The sequence below is a fragment of the Thiobacillus denitrificans genome (genome assembly GCF_001530125.1).
Taxonomy (GTDB): domain Bacteria; phylum Pseudomonadota; class Gammaproteobacteria; order Burkholderiales; family Thiobacillaceae; genus Thiobacillus; species Thiobacillus denitrificans_C.
Map to the genome: position 1 here is coordinate 225,843 of NZ_LDUG01000018.1, position 15,942 is coordinate 241,784.

The 15,942-nt window shown below is 62.9% G+C and carries 11 protein-coding genes; 6 read left to right on the forward strand and 5 right to left on the reverse strand.

The window, feature by feature from the left end; all coding sequences use genetic code 11:
• Positions 1 to 65: 65 nt before the first annotated feature.
• Entirely contained in the window at positions 66 to 1,394 is a 1,329-nt protein-coding gene (locus ABW22_RS06355) for a putative O-glycosylation ligase, exosortase A system-associated (RefSeq protein ID WP_059753434.1), read from the forward strand.
• 445 nt (positions 1,395 to 1,839) lie between these two features.
• Here ABW22_RS06355 and ABW22_RS06360 read toward each other — a convergent pair whose 3' ends face one another.
• On the reverse strand, positions 1,840 to 3,666 hold the full coding sequence (locus ABW22_RS06360; RefSeq protein ID WP_059753437.1) for an asparagine synthetase B family protein: 1,827 nt from the start codon (positions 3,664 to 3,666) through the stop codon (positions 1,840 to 1,842).
• 250 nt (positions 3,667 to 3,916) lie between these two features.
• Here ABW22_RS06360 and ABW22_RS06365 point away from each other — a divergent pair, with 250 nt between their 5' ends.
• From ABW22_RS06365 to ABW22_RS06385, 5 genes are all read left to right on the forward strand, one after another.
• On the forward strand, positions 3,917 to 4,834 hold the full coding sequence (locus ABW22_RS06365; protein ID WP_059753441.1) for a sulfotransferase family protein: 918 nt from the start codon (positions 3,917 to 3,919) through the stop codon (positions 4,832 to 4,834).
• Between the two features lie 382 nt (positions 4,835 to 5,216).
• Positions 5,217 to 6,404, forward strand: a complete 1,188-nt coding sequence (locus ABW22_RS06370) for a hypothetical protein (protein WP_082708582.1) — start codon at positions 5,217 to 5,219, stop codon at positions 6,402 to 6,404.
• Complete coding sequence (locus tag ABW22_RS06375; RefSeq protein WP_059753448.1) at positions 6,401 to 7,327, forward strand: glycosyltransferase family 2 protein; 927 nt, start codon at positions 6,401 to 6,403, stop codon at positions 7,325 to 7,327. Before ABW22_RS06370 ends, ABW22_RS06375 begins: the two co-directional genes overlap by 4 nt.
• Before the next feature lie 549 nt (positions 7,328 to 7,876).
• On the forward strand, positions 7,877 to 9,031 hold the full coding sequence (locus ABW22_RS06380) for a glycosyltransferase family 4 protein (RefSeq protein WP_059753451.1): 1,155 nt from the start codon (positions 7,877 to 7,879) through the stop codon (positions 9,029 to 9,031).
• Entirely contained in the window at positions 9,028 to 9,816 is a 789-nt protein-coding gene (locus ABW22_RS06385; protein WP_059753454.1) for a hypothetical protein, read from the forward strand. The genes ABW22_RS06380 and ABW22_RS06385 overlap by 4 nt, the downstream gene beginning before the upstream one ends.
• A 9-nt stretch (positions 9,817 to 9,825) precedes the next feature.
• Here ABW22_RS06385 and ABW22_RS06390 read toward each other — a convergent pair whose 3' ends face one another.
• From ABW22_RS06390 to ABW22_RS06405, 4 genes are all read right to left on the reverse strand, one after another.
• Positions 9,826 to 10,923, reverse strand: a complete 1,098-nt coding sequence (locus ABW22_RS06390; protein ID WP_059753457.1) for a glycosyltransferase family 4 protein — start codon at positions 10,921 to 10,923, stop codon at positions 9,826 to 9,828.
• Positions 10,924 to 11,034: 111 nt separating this feature from the next.
• Entirely contained in the window at positions 11,035 to 11,820 is a 786-nt protein-coding gene (locus ABW22_RS06395; protein ID WP_082708584.1) for a TylF/MycF/NovP-related O-methyltransferase, read from the reverse strand.
• Positions 11,763 to 14,960 (reverse strand): sulfatase-like hydrolase/transferase, encoded by a 3,198-nt coding sequence (locus ABW22_RS16725; RefSeq protein ID WP_082708586.1) that lies wholly within the window; start codon positions 14,958 to 14,960, stop codon positions 11,763 to 11,765. Before ABW22_RS16725 ends, ABW22_RS06395 begins: the two co-directional genes overlap by 58 nt.
• Positions 14,957 to 15,877, reverse strand: coding sequence for a glycosyltransferase family 2 protein (locus tag ABW22_RS06405; RefSeq protein WP_059753728.1), 921 nt, complete (start codon positions 15,875 to 15,877; stop codon positions 14,957 to 14,959). Before ABW22_RS06405 ends, ABW22_RS16725 begins: the two co-directional genes overlap by 4 nt.
• Positions 15,878 to 15,942: the final 65 nt, after the last annotated feature.

Sequence of the window (15,942 nt, forward strand, 5' to 3'; positions counted from 1 at the left end):
GATGCGCTGATGATGGATAGCCCGGGGATCAGCATTGCGCCAATAGCGCCTGGAGTGAATCACGCATGAGAGACATACTGGTCACCGCAATTGTGTTCGGCGTGCTGCCCTTCATCTTCAAGCGGCCGTGGATCGGTATTTTGCTGTGGTGCTGGCTGGGCTACATGAACCCGCATCGGCAGGCCTGGGGCTTTGCCTACGATATGCCGTTCGCTTTCATGACCGCCGTCGTCACCATCGTCGCCTTTGCGTTCTCGAAAGAGAAAAAGGAAATGGTCTGGACGCGCGAAACTATCCTGCTGCTGCTGTTTATCGGCTGGATGCTCATCACCACGTTTTTCGCGTTCTATTCCGAGCTGGCATGGGCGCAGTGGAGCAAGGTCTGGAGAATCCAGCTCATGGTGTTTCTGACCCTCATGATCATCAAGGAACGGAAGCATCTGCACTGGATGATCTGGGTCATCGCCCTGTCGCTGGGCTACTACGGGGTCAAGGGCGGCATTTTCACCATCCTTCACGGCGGCCAGTTCAGGGTGCAGGGCCCGACCGGTACCTTCTTTGCCGGCAACAATGAAATGGCGCTGGTGCTGGCCATGCTTGTTCCGCTGATCCGCTATTTGCATTTGCAGGCGACCCAGCAATGGGTACGCTGGGGGCTGGCGTCAGCCATGGTGTTGTCCGGGATTGCTGCCATTGGCAGCCAGTCGCGTGGCGGATTGCTGGCGATGGCGGCCATGGGCCTGTTCCTGTGGTTCAAGAGCCGCCACAAGTTTGTCATGACTATTTACATGGTGATCGCGGTTGCGATCATGGCATCGGTGATGCCGCAGGAATGGTATGACCGCATGAATACGATCAAGTCCTATGAGGAAGACTCCTCGGCCCTGGGGCGCATCAACGCCTGGCATACCGCATTCAATGTAGCGAAGGACCAGGTCACCGGTGGCGGGTTCGAAATGTTCAGGGCGCCGACCTTCCGCCAATATGCGCCCGAGCCCTTCAGGGTGCACGACGTGCACAGCATCTACTTCGAGGTGATGGGCGAGCACGGTTTCATCGGCTTCGGCATGTTCATCCTGCTGGCGGTGTTCGCCTGGTTGCGCGCCAACCAGGTCATCCGCGAGTGCAAGCATGACCCCGGGCGAAAATGGGCGTCCGATCTGGCCGCGATGATCCAGGTCAGCCTGGTCGGATACGGGGTGGGGGGTGTCTTCCTGGGGCTGGCCTATTTCGACCTGACCTATCACCTGATGATTATCCTTGTGATGGTAGCCAAGTTCTCGGGTGTGCTGGACAAAATCGCACCAGCCATGAACCCGGTGAAAAACAGCATGCCGCCGCATCCGTCCAGCCGGTTTGAGCATGAAGGTGCGGGGCGGCGCATAGGCAGGTAGGAGCACCCGCAAGGGGTAGGCCGTGTTTGTAAGCCGCTTATGCGGCAACAACCACGCACCGGTGCCCTCGCCGCGATTTTCGCACCGTCGCAATCACCACGGCATCGGGCCGGGGGCGACCCTCCTACAACAGCACGGACCTGCAGCATTCACCGGTAGGAGCACCCGCAAGGGGTAGGCCGTGTTTGTAAGCCGCTTATGCGGCAACAACCACGCACCGGCGCCCCCGCCGCGATTTTCGCATCGTCGCAATCACCACGGCATCGGGCCGGGGGCGACCCGCCTACAACAGCGCGGACCTGCAGCATTCACCGGTAGGAGCGGCGCCCTCGCCGCGATTTTCGCACCGTCGCAATCACCATAGCATCGGGCCGGGGCGACCCTCCTACAACAGCGCGGACCTGCAGCAGCGGTAGGTTGGGCTGCCAAGCCCAACGCCTTTGCCTCAGTGCTCGTTCGCCGTCAGCCACTGCTCCAGCATCATCACCACCCAGATCATCACCCCGTAATAGCTGGCATGCTGGCCGCGCTGCATGGCCAGCATGTGGTCCAGATACGCCGGCTGGATCAAACCGCGCTTTTTGAAGTCCGACAGGCTGTCGCCGACGATGTCGCCGAGCGGGGCGTATTGCGTGCTCCACACGCCGAACGGCAGGCCGAAGCCGTGCTTGGTCTTGTTGATGATCTTTTCCGGCAGCAGGTCGTCCAGCGCTTCCTTGAAGAACCAGCGCAGCTTTTGCCCGCGCACCTTGTAATCCACCGGCAGATGATTGGCAAACGCGACCAGGCGGTCGTCTAGCAGCGGGTAGTGCACCTCGATCCCTGCCGCTTCCGTCATCGTGCCGACCTTGCGCAGGTCGTTGTCGGCCAGGGTGAATTTCAGGTCCAGATGCATCAGACGGTTGATGTAATGGTCGGAGCTGGTGCGGTCGTAGACTTCGCTGAGGGCGGCGTCCGTCGATGAGGGGTCGACCGCACGAATGAAATCCGCCGCAAAAATCTGATCGAGCGGGGTGCGGTGCAGGAAATTGTAGCTTTCCAGTCGTAGCGGCAGCCCGACCTTGGCCTGGGCGACATAGCTTTTCAGCTTGGACAGCGGGAACCGGTCTGACAGCCCCGGCAAGTTTGCAAGCGGCTCGATCAGCCCGCGCCGCAGTACGGCGGGCAGGTGGGCATAGGCCTCGAACAGTCGCTGCTTGGCATAGCGCGCGTTGCCGCCAAAGATTTCATCGCCGCCGTCGCCGGCGAACATGTTCTCGAATCCTGCCTCGCGCGCGGTCTTGGCGCAGAACCAGGTCGGCACCGCTGAGTCGTTGCCGAACGGCTCGTCGTATTCGCGCGCGATGATCGGAATCGCGGTCACGATGTCGGCCGGCTTCAGGTAATACTCGTGGCTGCGGCTGCCGTAGCGTTCGGCGGCGCAGCGCGCGTATTCCATTTCATCGAAACCGTCGGCGTCGAAGCCGATGGAAAAGGTGTCGACCGGCGCGCCGCGCGCGGCGGTGAGGGCGCCGACGATGGTCGAGCTGTCCGTGCCGCCGGACAGAAACGCTGCGGTGGCCGGCGCATCGGCATCGCGTACCGCTTGCTCCAGCACCTTGCGGAAATCGCGGCGGAGGGGGTCGAAGCCGGCATCGACCGGGGTGTAATCGGCCTGCCAGTAAAACCCGGTGCTGACCTGGCCGTTTTTCAGGGTGAGGGTTTGCCCGGGCAGCAGCTTGCGCACGCCCTGATACAGGCTGCGCGGTGCGGGAATGGTGTGGAAATAGAGATAGTCGTAGATTGCCTGCGGGTCGATGACGCGGCCCACGGCGGCGTGGGCCGCCACGCTTTGCACGCTGCTGCCGAACACCAGCTGGCCGCCGTGCTTGGCGTAACACAGGCGCTCGGCGCCGACGCGGTCGAGCGCCAGAAAGGCTTTTTTCTTCAACGGTTCGAGCACGGCGAAGGCGAAGTTGCCCTGCATCAGCGTGGGCAGTTTTTCGCCGAAGCGTAGCCAGCCGTGCGCCACCGCCATCGCCGGATTCTGGTCGCGGGCGATGAAGGCCAAGCCGTCATCGAGAAAGCGCGGTCGTCCGTACAGTGCCGCGGCCAGCCCGTTTTCAACGTGGATTTCGGCCTTGCCGAGGCGCGAGCAGCCCGCCACCCCCAGCATCTGGCTGCTATGCGCGTGCAGCAGGCCTTCGGGGGATAGGCAGGCCGCCTGCCCCATGTGCTTGATCAAATCCTGATGCGCGCCGTGCTCGCCCAGCCAGCCGAAAATGCCATCCATGGTGTCGTGTGTCAGAGTGATGCGGGATAATGTCCGACAATATAAACGAGCCTGTCGCTTGGTACGAATCCTGTATGTTGGGTCCGCCAGGGAAGCGTTGATTTATTCTTGGTCATTGCGAGTGCAACGAAGCAATCCAGTTTTTTGATCGACAGCGTCATTCTGGATCACCGCGTCGCCATGCGCCTTGCGATGACAGATTTTGCAGAGTTTCACCAAGCGTTGCCCTATTGTCAGAAAGCCCAAGCCCTTGAATGCATTCCTGATCAAAGTCAGCAAAACACTTGCCTACCATGCGCGGCGCGCTCAACGTGGTGTGCGCAGTTTGCGCTGGGCGCTTGCGCGGCGACCTGCGCAGCGCCCGATCATCGTGGTCGGCTGCTCTCGCGCCGGCACCACCCTGGTCTACAAAACCCTGTCAGAATCGCGCGAGATCGGCAGCCTGCAGCGCGAAACCCACGATTACTGGACCGACCTGCATCCGCCGGCCGACAAGCACTGGGACACCCACGCGCTGGATGCCGGCGACGCCAGCCCGGCCGACCGCAACACCGTCAGCCGCTATTTCTACAGTTGCAGCGGCCACCATCGCTGGGTCGACAAGAACAACCAGAACGGCCTGTGCGTACCCTATCTGCGGGCACTGTTTCCCGATGCCGTGTTCGTCTTCATCAAGCGCAGCCCCGGCGACAACCTCAATTCGCTGATCGAGGGCTGGCGCAAGCCCGACGAATTCGCCACCTGGTCGAACGACCTGCCGGCCAAGGTGGCGGTGGAAAATGGCGCGCTGACGCAGTGGTGCTTTTTTCTGGCCGACGGCTGGCGCGAGGTTGTCAATGCGCCGGTCGAGGACGTCGCCGCGTTCCAGTACACCGCCATCAACCAGGCCATCCTCGACGCGAAGGCCAACGTGCCCGCCGGGCAGTGGGTCGAGGTGTTCTACGAAGACTTCCTGCGCGACCCAGTCGCTACCTTCCGCCAGGTGTTCGAAGGCTGCGGCCTGGCCTTCGACGCCCGCCTGCAGGCGCACTGCGCCGACGTGCTCGACATCCCCTACAACGCCTTCTCCGAAATCCGCCTGGATAAATGGAAAGACGGCCGCAACCGGGACAAAGTCGAACGCGTGCTGCCGCAGGTGGCGGATGTCGCCGCCAGGATGGGGTATTGATGGGCGTCATGAATTTGCCCACTTCCATGCCGCCGAAATTCGGGGCGAGGGCGCCCCTCCTACTATGGGCGGTCGTTGTAGGAGCACCCGCAAGGGGTAGGCCGTGGTTGAATAGCCGACAAGTCGGCAACAACCACGCACCGGCGCCTTCGCCGCGATTGCCCGCGCCGCATCATCGCCAGCAATCGGCCCGGGGGCGGGCGAGCATGCTTGTTGCCGCTTCAGCGGCTGTACAAGCATGGCCTACCCCTCGCGGGTGCTCCTACACTCTGGAATATGCCTTTACCGTCATTGCGAGCGAAGCGCGGCAATCCAGCGCCTTTGTTGAACTGGATCCCGGCGTTCGCCGGGATGATGCAACTCAGAGGGCGTCCCAGTGACGATGCTAGCCCTCGCGCTCGCGGCCATCCTCCTGCTATGGGCCGCCGTCCTGCTCGCCTTCGCCGGCCCCCTCGCCGCGCGCTGGCGCGAACCCGTGCTGCGCCACCCCGTGCTCGTCATCGAAAGCGACGACTGGGGCGCGGGTCCGCTGGCGCAGGCCGATGCGCTGGCCCGGCTCTCAACCCTGCTGCAACACATCCGCGATCACAGCGGCCGGCCCGCAGTCATGACCCTCGGCCTCATCCTGGAAGTCCCCGACGGCCCCCGCATCGCCGCCACCCACTGCGCCGAATACCACGCGCTGCCCCTGGCCGATCCCCGCTTCGACGCCGTGCGCGCTGCCATTCAGTCCGGCATCCGGGCCGGCGTCTTCGCCCCGCAACTCCACGGCCAGTGCCACTACTGGCCGCCTGCGCTGCTGGCTGCCGCGCGTGACACCCCCGCCGTACGCGACTGGCTCACCGCCCCCGAACCCGCGTCCACCGAAGACCTGCCATCCCCCCTGCAAAGCCGCTGGGTCGATGCGTCCAGCCTGCCGTCGCGTGCGCTGACGCCAGCCGCGATCCAACAAGCCATCGCCACCGAGGCCGCCGACTACCAGGCCCTGTTCGGCAGCGCGCCGCAGGTCGCCGTCGCCACCACCTTCGTCTGGAACGACGCCGTCGAAGCCGCCTGGGCCCAGGCGGGGATCGAGGCCATCATCACCCCGGGCCGCCGTGCCACCTGCCGCAATGCCGCCGGCCAACCGGGCTGCGTGGATGCCACGATGCTGGCAGGTGAGCGTTCACTCGCCGGGCCAAGCTTTCTGGTGCGCGACGTGTATTTCGAGCCGGCACTGGGGCATGCGCCGCAGCGCCTGGCCGACGGCCTGCGGGCGCGCACCCGGCAGGGGCGCGCCTGCCTGGTCGAAACCCATCGCTTCAATTTCCTGCAGGCACCGGACGCCAGCCTGACTGCTCTCGAAGCCGGCCTGCGCGAAGCCCTCGCAAGCTGCCCCGATCTGCGCTTTGCTGCCCCGCTTGAACTTGCACACGCGATGCGAAACCACGACCCGGCCTGGGTCGAAATCCGGCTCAAGCCGCGGCTTGCCGCCTGGCGCGCGCGCCTCGACGAAATCCCGCGCTTTCGCCGCCTGTCGCAATTAAGCGGTCTGGCCCTGCCGCTGGCCCTGCTGGGGGGGCGCGCATGAACCCGCGCTTCTCGGTCGTCATCCCCGCCTTCAACGCCGCCGCCACGCTGGCGCGCGCAATCGAGTCGGTGCGCGCGCAAAGCTGGCCGGCGCACGAAATCATCGTGATCGACGATGGCTCAACCGATGCCACCGCAGAAATCGCGGCCGGCTTCGACGGCGTGCGCCTGATCCGGCAACAAAACAGCGGCGTCTCGGTGGCGCGCAACGCCGGCGCGGCGGCCGCCACCGGCGACTGGCTGGCGTTTCTCGACGCCGACGACTGGTATGCCCCCGACCGCATCAAGCTGCACGCCGAGTGGATCGCCGAAGACGCGACGCTCGATTTCATGACCGGCGATTACGAATACCGCGACGACACCGGCACCCTGCTCGGCACCTCGATGGCGCAGCACGAATCGGGACGCATGATGCTGAACAAGGCCGCGGGTGCGGCCCGGGTGGTGATCGAAACCCCCGCCGAGATCGCCGCCTTCGTCGCCGACCATTTCGGCGACACCCACACGCTGTCGGTGCCGCGCGCGCGCTTCATCGAACTGGGCGGTTATCCCACCGGCTACAAGGTGTGCGAGGACGTGCACTTTCTGACCCGGCTGGTGGCGAAGAGCCGCCGCATCGGCGTGATCTGCCAAAGTCTTGGCGCCTATGTGATCCACGGCGGCAGCGCTACCCGCCGCGATCCGGTGGCGGCGCAGCGCGAAAACGTGCGCACGCTGACCGACCTTTCCCGGCTGGCAGAAAATTTCCCCGTGTCGGTCAGGCGCGGCGTGGCAGCACGGATGCAAAGCGCCCGCTACAACCTCGGCTGCGCATTGAGCAAAAACGGCCAGCGCATCGCCGCTGTTGGCGCCGTGCTGCCCACGCTGGCAGCGCGCCCCAACTGGCGCAGCCTGCTCGATGTGCTCTCGATGATCAGGGGATGATGCATGGACGTCCGCATTCGGCCCGAGGCGGGCTTCCACAACGCCACCGGACTCACCTGTGGGAGCGGCGCCCTCGCCGCGATTGCCCGCACAGCACAAACGCCCGCATTCGCCCCGAGGGCGGGCCTCCCACAAGCATGGTCTGCGCCGCGCAACGGCCTGCAATCGGCCCGGGGGCGGGCCTCCCACAAGCATGGTCTGCCCCTGGTGGGTGCGCCTACACTCTCTTGTGGGGTCCCCGCAAGGGGGAGGCCATGGCTGTCAAGCCACTGAAGCGGCAACAGCCATGCACCGGCACCCCCGCACTCACCTGTGGGAGCGGCGCCCTCGCCGCGATTGCCCGCACAGCACAAACGCCCGCATTCGCCCCGGGGGCGGGCCTCCCACAAGCATGGTCTGCGCCGCGCAACGGCCTGCAATCGGCCCGGGGGCGGGCCTCCCACAAGCATGGTCTGCACCGCACAAACGTCCGCATTCGCCCCGAGGGCGGGCCGCCTACGTCATTCCGGCGGACGCCGGAATCCAGTCAAATAAAATAGCGCTTTCCACATGAACCGCCTGCTCGTCCTCACCGAACTCTTCCTCCCCACCAAGGGCGGCACCGCCGTGTGGGCGGCCGAAGTCTACAAACGCCTAGGCGGCAAGGAAATCCACATCGTCACCGCCGACGTGCCGGGCGCGGATGCAGTCGACACAGCACACCCCAACACCATCCACCGCCTCAACCTCAAGCGCATCCCCTGGCTACGCCCCGAATCGCTGGTGATGTACACGCGCTTCTTCTTCAAGTCGCTCACCCTGGCACTCACCCACCGCTTCGACGCCATCCACGCCTTCCGCGCCCTGCCCGAAGGCCTGGTTGCATGGGCCGTGGCACGACTGACATTTCGCCCGGTGGTGATCTATGCTCATGGGGAGGAACTCACCACCTGGGGACGCGGCGGAAAATTCAAGGCAATGCGCTTTGCCCTGCGCCATGCCGACAGGGTAATTGCCAACAGCGAGCACACGCGGGAGACCCTGCTCGAAATGGGCATCGATCCGGCACGCATCACCATCATTTACCCGGGCGTCGATGTCTCGGTGTTCAGGCCGGGCCTCGATGTCAGCGGACTGCGTGAAAGCCTCGGCATCCGCCCCGATGAAAAACTGGTCTTCTCGGTCGGCCGCCTGTCGCGCCGCAAGGGCTTCGACCAGATGATCCGTGCCGTCGCGCAATTACACGCCGAAGGCATCCCGCTACGCTATGTCATCGCGGGCATCGGTGAAGATACCGACTACCTCGACGGCCTGATCGCGGAACATAATGTGCAAGGCATCGTCCACCGGATAGGCGCAGTGAGTGAACCAGACCTGCCGCGCTGGATGAATGCCTGCGATGTTTTTGCCATGCCCAATCGCGACATCAACGGCGACAACGAGGGCTTCGGCATGGTGTTCATCGAAGCGGCAGCGTGTGGCAAGCCCAGCCTGGCTGGCGAGGCGGGTGGTACCGGATCGGCTGTGCTGCATGATGAGACCGGGCTGCGGGTGGATGGCGTTGATACCATGAATGTTGTGAACGGTTTGCGCCAGTTGCTGGCCAAACCGGAATGGATGCATGCGCTGGGACAGGCAGGATTGAGTCGGGTTAATGCGAAGTTCGCATGGGAGCAGGTCGCTCAGGCGACGCAACAGACAATTTTGGCGAGGAACGGGAAATGAACTGGAAACAGCTGGGTTGGGGTATCGCAGCCTGTACGGTATGTGCGCACGCTGGTGCGGTCGATTTTAGCTCCAAAGCCAATGCGGCAGAAATGCTGCGCATGCCCCCCTATTGCCAGGTTAAATGGAATTCACCCCCCACTTCGCCAGAATGGAAATCCTGGCGTGACCAGATTGGCTCGAACTATATCGATCTGCATCACTATTGCGCGGGCCTCAATTTCGTCAACCGCTACTGGGGTGCCCGCACTCCACAGGATCGAGGCTTCTATCTGCAGAACGCTATGAACAACTTCAATTACATGGTGAAAGCGGAAAAGCCGGATTTTGCCCTGCGCGCTGAACTATATTCACATCGCGGCGAGGTGTTCAAACTCATGCGCAAGCCTGGCGAAGCCGTAAAGGATTTTAACCACGCACTGTCTATCAACCCCAGGTTCGTCAAGCCCTATCTGCAGTTGGCTGATCTCAATGTTGCCGGCAAGTCAAATGCCCGGGCAATTGAAATTGTGACCGAGGGCCTGCGCCACGTGCCTGACTCCTCGGCCCTCCAGCGCCGCTATCTGGAACTGGGTGGAAAAAAGCCCTTCCCCGAGCCTGTCGTTGCAAAAGCAGCCGAGCCAGTGGCAGTGCAGCCAGATGCCCCGGCATCCAAACCGGAGGCAGTGAATGATCCGGCGCCCTCGGCCACCGCTTTACCTGAATCTGAGTCCGCCGCGCAAACCGAAGCCGCGCCAATCGGAACCCCCAGCAACCCCTATTGCCGCTTCTGCCCACCGGAGTAAACTGCACGTTCAGGGGCGCACGAAGCCCAACAGCAGCGTTTCGAACGCCCTCACCGGGCAGGTCGTGAAGTCCTGTTCCACCCGGGCACGGCCGGCCTCTCCCATGCGGGCGCGTAGGGACGGGTCGGCAATCAGGTCAGCAACCCGTGCAGTCAGTCCATCGACGTCTTCAGGCTCGACCAGATAGCCGTTCACCCCGTCTTCCACCACCTCGGGAATACCCCCCACCCGCGTGGCGACAACCGGTTTGCGGCAGGCGCCGGCTTCCAGGTTGATGAGCCCAAGCGGCTCCTGCCAGCGCGAGGGCACCACCACGATATCCGCGGTGTGGTAGACGTTTTCCACCGCCTTCACATAGCCGATGTAGCGGATGCGGGGGTCGTCCCCCACCATGTCCCCGAGATCCTGTTCCGAATACGAACCAGGGAATTTCTTCGGGTCGCGGCATTCCCCCGCAATCAGGAAGCGGGCGTTGGGGTCCGGAATTTTTCTGGCCATGGCGATGAAGTCCGCCACGCCCTTGATGTCGCGGATCTGTCCCAGAAAGGCCACCACCACCTGATCGGGGCCCAGGCCCAGTTCCTCGCGCAGGCTGTGCCCGGCATCGAAGCGTGCGAGGCTGATCGGGTTGTAGATCACCGGCTTGGCGAGCGCCGGCGGACCGGATTGGTCCGCCGTGTAGTGCGATACCGCTATTGCTGCGCGGCACCAGCGCATCGCAGGCGAAGGTTTGTGATTGATGACGTGGTAGTGCGCCAGGATGGGAATGCCGGCCAGCCTTGCAGCGAGCAATTCCGCCGGGCGCCAGAAGTTCGAGCCGTTGACGTGGACGACTTCCACCCGCTCGCGGCGAAAAAAGCGCCACGCTTTCCAGAGGGCGCGCACGTAGGCTGCGGGCGAGCCCGGTTCGGTAAAGCCTGACCACACTTCGTAGCGCAATCCGTGCGCCTTCAGTTCAGGTTCGATCGGCCCCTTGCAGGGTAGTATCAGAATGGGGTCTAGCCTGGTAGTGTCGAGTTGCCACAGATTGGTGTAAAGCACGCGACTAGCGCCCCCCCAGTCGCCGCAACTGTTGGTGAAAAAACAGACTATGGGTTTCTTGTTCATTGGTTCAGGCTCAAGGCGAAAACGTCACAGACCGGCATCGTATTCTCCGGGCGATGCAAACAAAACGGCCATGGCAAAGTCGGCGATCTACGTATGGGACTCAATGGCGCATCACTGTTTGATGACGTGATATTTCCAGGCGCATTTTGGGTGCGGCAGAACCGTTTCGGGCTTGTCGCTGAAAAACTCGTCTATCGCCTTGGTGGCACCTGGCCAGCGGGTGTCGCCATATTCATCAAACATGATCGCGCCACCCGGTTGAACCTTGTCATAGAGGGTTTCCAGTGAGAGCTTGTAGGAGTCGTAGAGATCGCAGTCGAGATGCAAGAGGGCGATGCGTCCCTCGTACGTGGGCAGGGTCTTGTCAAACCATCCCTTCACCAGGCGGATGCGCTCGCGGATGACTTCTTCGCCCAGACGCCCGTCGCGCAGGACTTTAAGCACGGTATCAGGTGGGTTGGCCCAGAAACCCTTGCCCTTGATCGGCGTGATTTCGTCCTTTTCGACCGGATCGGGGAAACCCTCGAAGGAGTCGAAGCCGTAGTATGTCCGCGGTGTCCCGATATAGTCGCTGAACAGGGTGAACAGCAAGGCGCCATGTCCGATTGAGACGCCGCATTCGACGATATCCCCCTCTACCGTGCGTACGCGCTCCACCATATCCTTGAAGTAAAGATAGCGATCCAGCGCGCCTCGATAAATGCGGGGAAGAAAAGGGGAATGGTTGTAGTCGGCGGGTATGCTTTCTTCCAGTGGATCGATTTTCTCGATTTTGTAGCCCAGGCTACACAAAACACGTTTGGCGATTGTTTTGAACGACATCCAGATGCTCCCTTTTTTTACTGCGGGTTGTTCAGCGTATTGGAAGCTGCGAGCGCGGCTGCGGAGCTGCCGCATGATTTTATCGTTTTGTCATCGTTGTCATTGACAGACGCAACTTCAGGCATGCGGCCGATCCATACGGACAGCCTTTGCCACAACATGGTTGCTATATCCGCATGCTGGTCGATCTGGTTCTGTTTGCACATGGGGTCCTCCACGACGTCGAAGAGCTGGAGCAGGTGGCCGTCGCTGAGCGGTTGATAGACGAGTTTCCAGCGGCCACGCCTGATCATGCGGTCCTTGGCAGCGAAGATGGTGTCGCAGTATTCGGGTTTGATGGCGAGCGTTCCGCTGCCACGGTTCGGCACTTCCATCAGTTCCAGCAAATCCGGGTAGCGCAGGTGATCGTCGGGCAGCCCCGGTATATCCGCTATCCAGATGCCGGTCTCGTTGAAAGCATCGAGTTCTGGGCAGACACGGTCAGTCCCTATGCAACTGACAAGGGACACGCCGTCCATATTACTGGTTGCGGGATGACCGCATAATTCCAAAAGTGTCGGGGCCAGATCGATTGTGCGGACGACATCGTCGACTCTTCCTCTGGCCGGCAGGCGCGGATCGCGAATCACCAGCGGAATGCGCGGGCTCGCCTCGCCGACAGCCGAATTGCCCTGGCCCCAGGTGTCGTGCTCGAAGAACTCCATGCCATGGTCGGAGTAGACGACGACGATGGTATTGCCGGCCAGGCCACAGGTTTCAAGATGCGTCAGCATCTTCCCCACTTCGTCGTCGAACTCGGCCACGCAGCCGTCGTACAGATCGATGATCTGGTCGAGGTCGAATTCCGCCTTCGGCGCGCCCTGGCGGCGAATGATGTCGAACGGGTCAGTGAGCCGGGCCATGGCGAACTTGGATTCGCCCGCATAGGCTGGATCAGCGAAGCGCGTATACCACGGCCATTCCGATGCAAACGGCGGATGGGTGGTGGAATAGAACACGTTGAGAAAAAACGGTTGCGGGCTTTCCGCCAGGCGCGACACCAGCCGCCGCGCGCGCTTGCCCAAAGGCTGCGTCAATGGCACCCCGCCCAGATAATACAGCTCGGGCAGCATCAGCCGTCCCAGCCGGTTGTGGGTGAACAGAGACAGGTACAGGCGCAGATCCTTGGGACCCTGGCGAATCAGGTACTTCAGGTTCCACTGGTCTTCGGGCAGGTCGGTGTAATCAAAACCGAAGGAAAACTTTCCCATGTCGCCACCGCACCAGTCCGAGAGCGCGGCGGTGCGATAGCCCACCTGCTTCAGCAGCGTGGGCAGGGCATCGACTTTCAGGCGCGTGTCCTCGTCAGCAACAAAGTTGTCGCGGATGCCATGGGTGTGCGGCCAGGTGCCGGTCAGCATCGAAATCAGGCTGGGGGCGGTACGCGCGCACGGTACATAACAGTTGGCAAACAGCGTGCCGGCCGCGGCCAGTGCATCGATGTTCGGCGTCAGCGCGCGATGGTAGCCCAGCGCGCCCAGGCGGTCGGCGCGCAGCGTGTCGGAGCCGATCATCAGAATGTTGGGCGGCGCATCGGCCGCCCGTATCGGCAGTTTGCGCGGTGCGCGTGCCTGCGGCTGCCAGCCCGTCCAGGTGATCGTCCCGGCAAAAAACAGCGTGGCTGCCCACAACGCCATCAGGTCGCCGATGCGGTTCTCCTTCGCCAACTGCCAGGTGGCGGCCGCGAACAGCAGCCCGGCCAGACTCATTGCCCCCCACTGCAGGCCCGCGATGCGGGCCGGGGTCATCCACTGCCACAGCGGATACAGCCGGCTCATGCGGTAATGCATCGACGCCACCAGGAGGCCGGGGTTGAAGCGCAGCTTGCGGATAAATTGCAGCGAGAACGCGCCCAGCACGCCCAGGATGGCGGCAATGAAGACCAGGCCCGCCGACCACGTCGTGCCGAGCACCGTATTGAGCATGAAGTACAGCAACACCCCCGCGCCGCCGGTGAACAGCATCAGCGCGAACGCCCAGGCAGTCAGGCGTGCCAGTGCAAACAGGGTGTAGCGCCGGTAATGGGTGAGCACTTCCTCGCGCATACGCGGCCCGGTTTGGGAAAAATCGAGCAGCGATTTGGCGAGCAGCGCTGCCGCCCCCACGACTGCCACACCCATCGCGGGCAGGATGCCGGCCCAGCGCGCATCGCCGGCGGCGAACCAGGCGATGAGGCCGCAGGCGGCAGCGAGCAGGGCCAAGGCCTCGATGCCCACCATGCCGCGGTCGGGCGGCAGGGCAAGTCCGCGGCCGCGATAACCCGACTCGCGCCGGCCATGAACCTCGCCCAATGCAGCCGCCGTCCGTATCCAGTAGAAGCGGCGCCTGGCCCACGACAGGCTGAACAGGCTGTGAAAACCATATTCCGCAAGCTTGCGCCACATGAAAAGCGGCACCCGGCCGTTGCCGTGAATGCGCGAGGTGGAGCGCGTGCGCTGATAGCTTTTCTTCAGCAGATAACCAAGCCTGAGTCGCTCGGTGTCGACGTAATGGTGCTGCACCATGTCCGGGGTATATTGGCATCGCACGCCGCGATGCATGGCGCGCAGCACATATTCGCTGTCCTCGCCGCCGCCCAGGTCATGCCCGTGCGGTCCCAGTTCGGTGGAAAACTCGCCGGCCAGTTCGAATACATTACGCCGCACCACCAGATTGCCACCACCCGGGATGGGCCCTTCCTCGGGGGTGATCGTCTTGGGCTGTTTCTCCTGGTCGTAGCGCGGAACGGGCAGCGGATAAATCCGGTAGGGCCCATTGTCATGTACCCATGCGGGTTCGCTGCCGTCCCAGTCAGGCAGGATGCGGCCGCAATACAGCCCCGCATCCGGCCAGGTTTGCGCCGCCTGTTCGATGGCGACCAGATAGTTTTCATCGACCCGGTGATCGTCATCGACAAACGCGGTGAGTTCGGTGTCGATTTCCGGTATGGCGCGATTCAGCGCATGCGACTTGCCGGGCGTGGGCACCTCGATCAGCCGCAACGGTAGCCAGCCTTTTTCGTCTTGCTGCGCCTGATACGCTTGCATGCGCGTGACGGTGTCATCGGTGCAGGCATTGGCTGCCACCAGAATCTGCACGGGCATGGCAGGGCGCTTTGCCGCATTGAGTGAAGCCAGCACACGTTCCAGTAGATCGGCCCGGTTGTGGGTGCAGATGAGGATGGTGAGCGCGGTCACGAACGCGAGCGGTAACCCATCAAGGCACCAAACGCATGTGACGCGTTCATGCCCTGTCGCAGCGCGCCCGGGCGTCCGGTGAGTTGCATGCCGATGGCCTTGGCGGCTTGCCGCAGAAACTGCGTAACGAGGAAGGGCGGCAGGCCCAGATAAATTTTATGATAAGTTGGCAACCGGTGCTGGCCATGGCGCAGACCTGCGCGGTAATGCAGTTTGAGGAAGTAGCTGCGCGTCAGGCGCCATTCTTCCACCGTATGCAGTACGGCCATTTCAGGGCGATAGCGGATGCGTGCCTTGCGCTCCAGCAGGGTACGGAACATGATGGCGTCGGAGCCTCCCCCGACAACATTTCCGACGCGGTCGAAGCGCTTGTCGAAACGCAATGTCAGGTCATTCCGGAACAGGCGCATGTCATAGGCGACGTTCGCTGTCCAGATCGGCGTGCTGGCGTCCTGAATCCAGAAGGCGTCCGCACCATGATTGACGGCCGCCAGAAATCCCAACAGGTCGTCTTCGAGCCAGGGTGGGCGGGGGATCGTGGTGAAGTCCATTTCCACGCGCCCGCCCGCGCATTCGGCGCCTTCGTTCAGGATCGCGTCTGCGGCGGCCTCGATCAGCCCCGGAAGAGGGATTTCGTCGTCGTCGATATAGACCAGGATGTCGCTGTCCAGCGCCTCGGCAATGCCGCGGTTGCGCGCAGCGACAATCCCTTGAACAGGCTCGGTCACCCAGCGCAATGTAGGACCCGGAAACTGTGCAAGCTGCGTCAGCACTTCGGTCGTGCTGTCGGTGCTGTTGTTGTTGATCGCCAGAACCTCGAACGGAATCGGACAGCTTTGCGCGCGCATGGCGGCGACCAGCTTTTCCAGTCGGTCGGCACGGTTGTAGGTGCAAAATGCAAAAGTGAGCAGGGGCATGGTCAAAATTTGGCGTGGTTGCGTGCGCTACGCCGGAGGCCGCACGCTGCGGCGTTGTGCAGGGC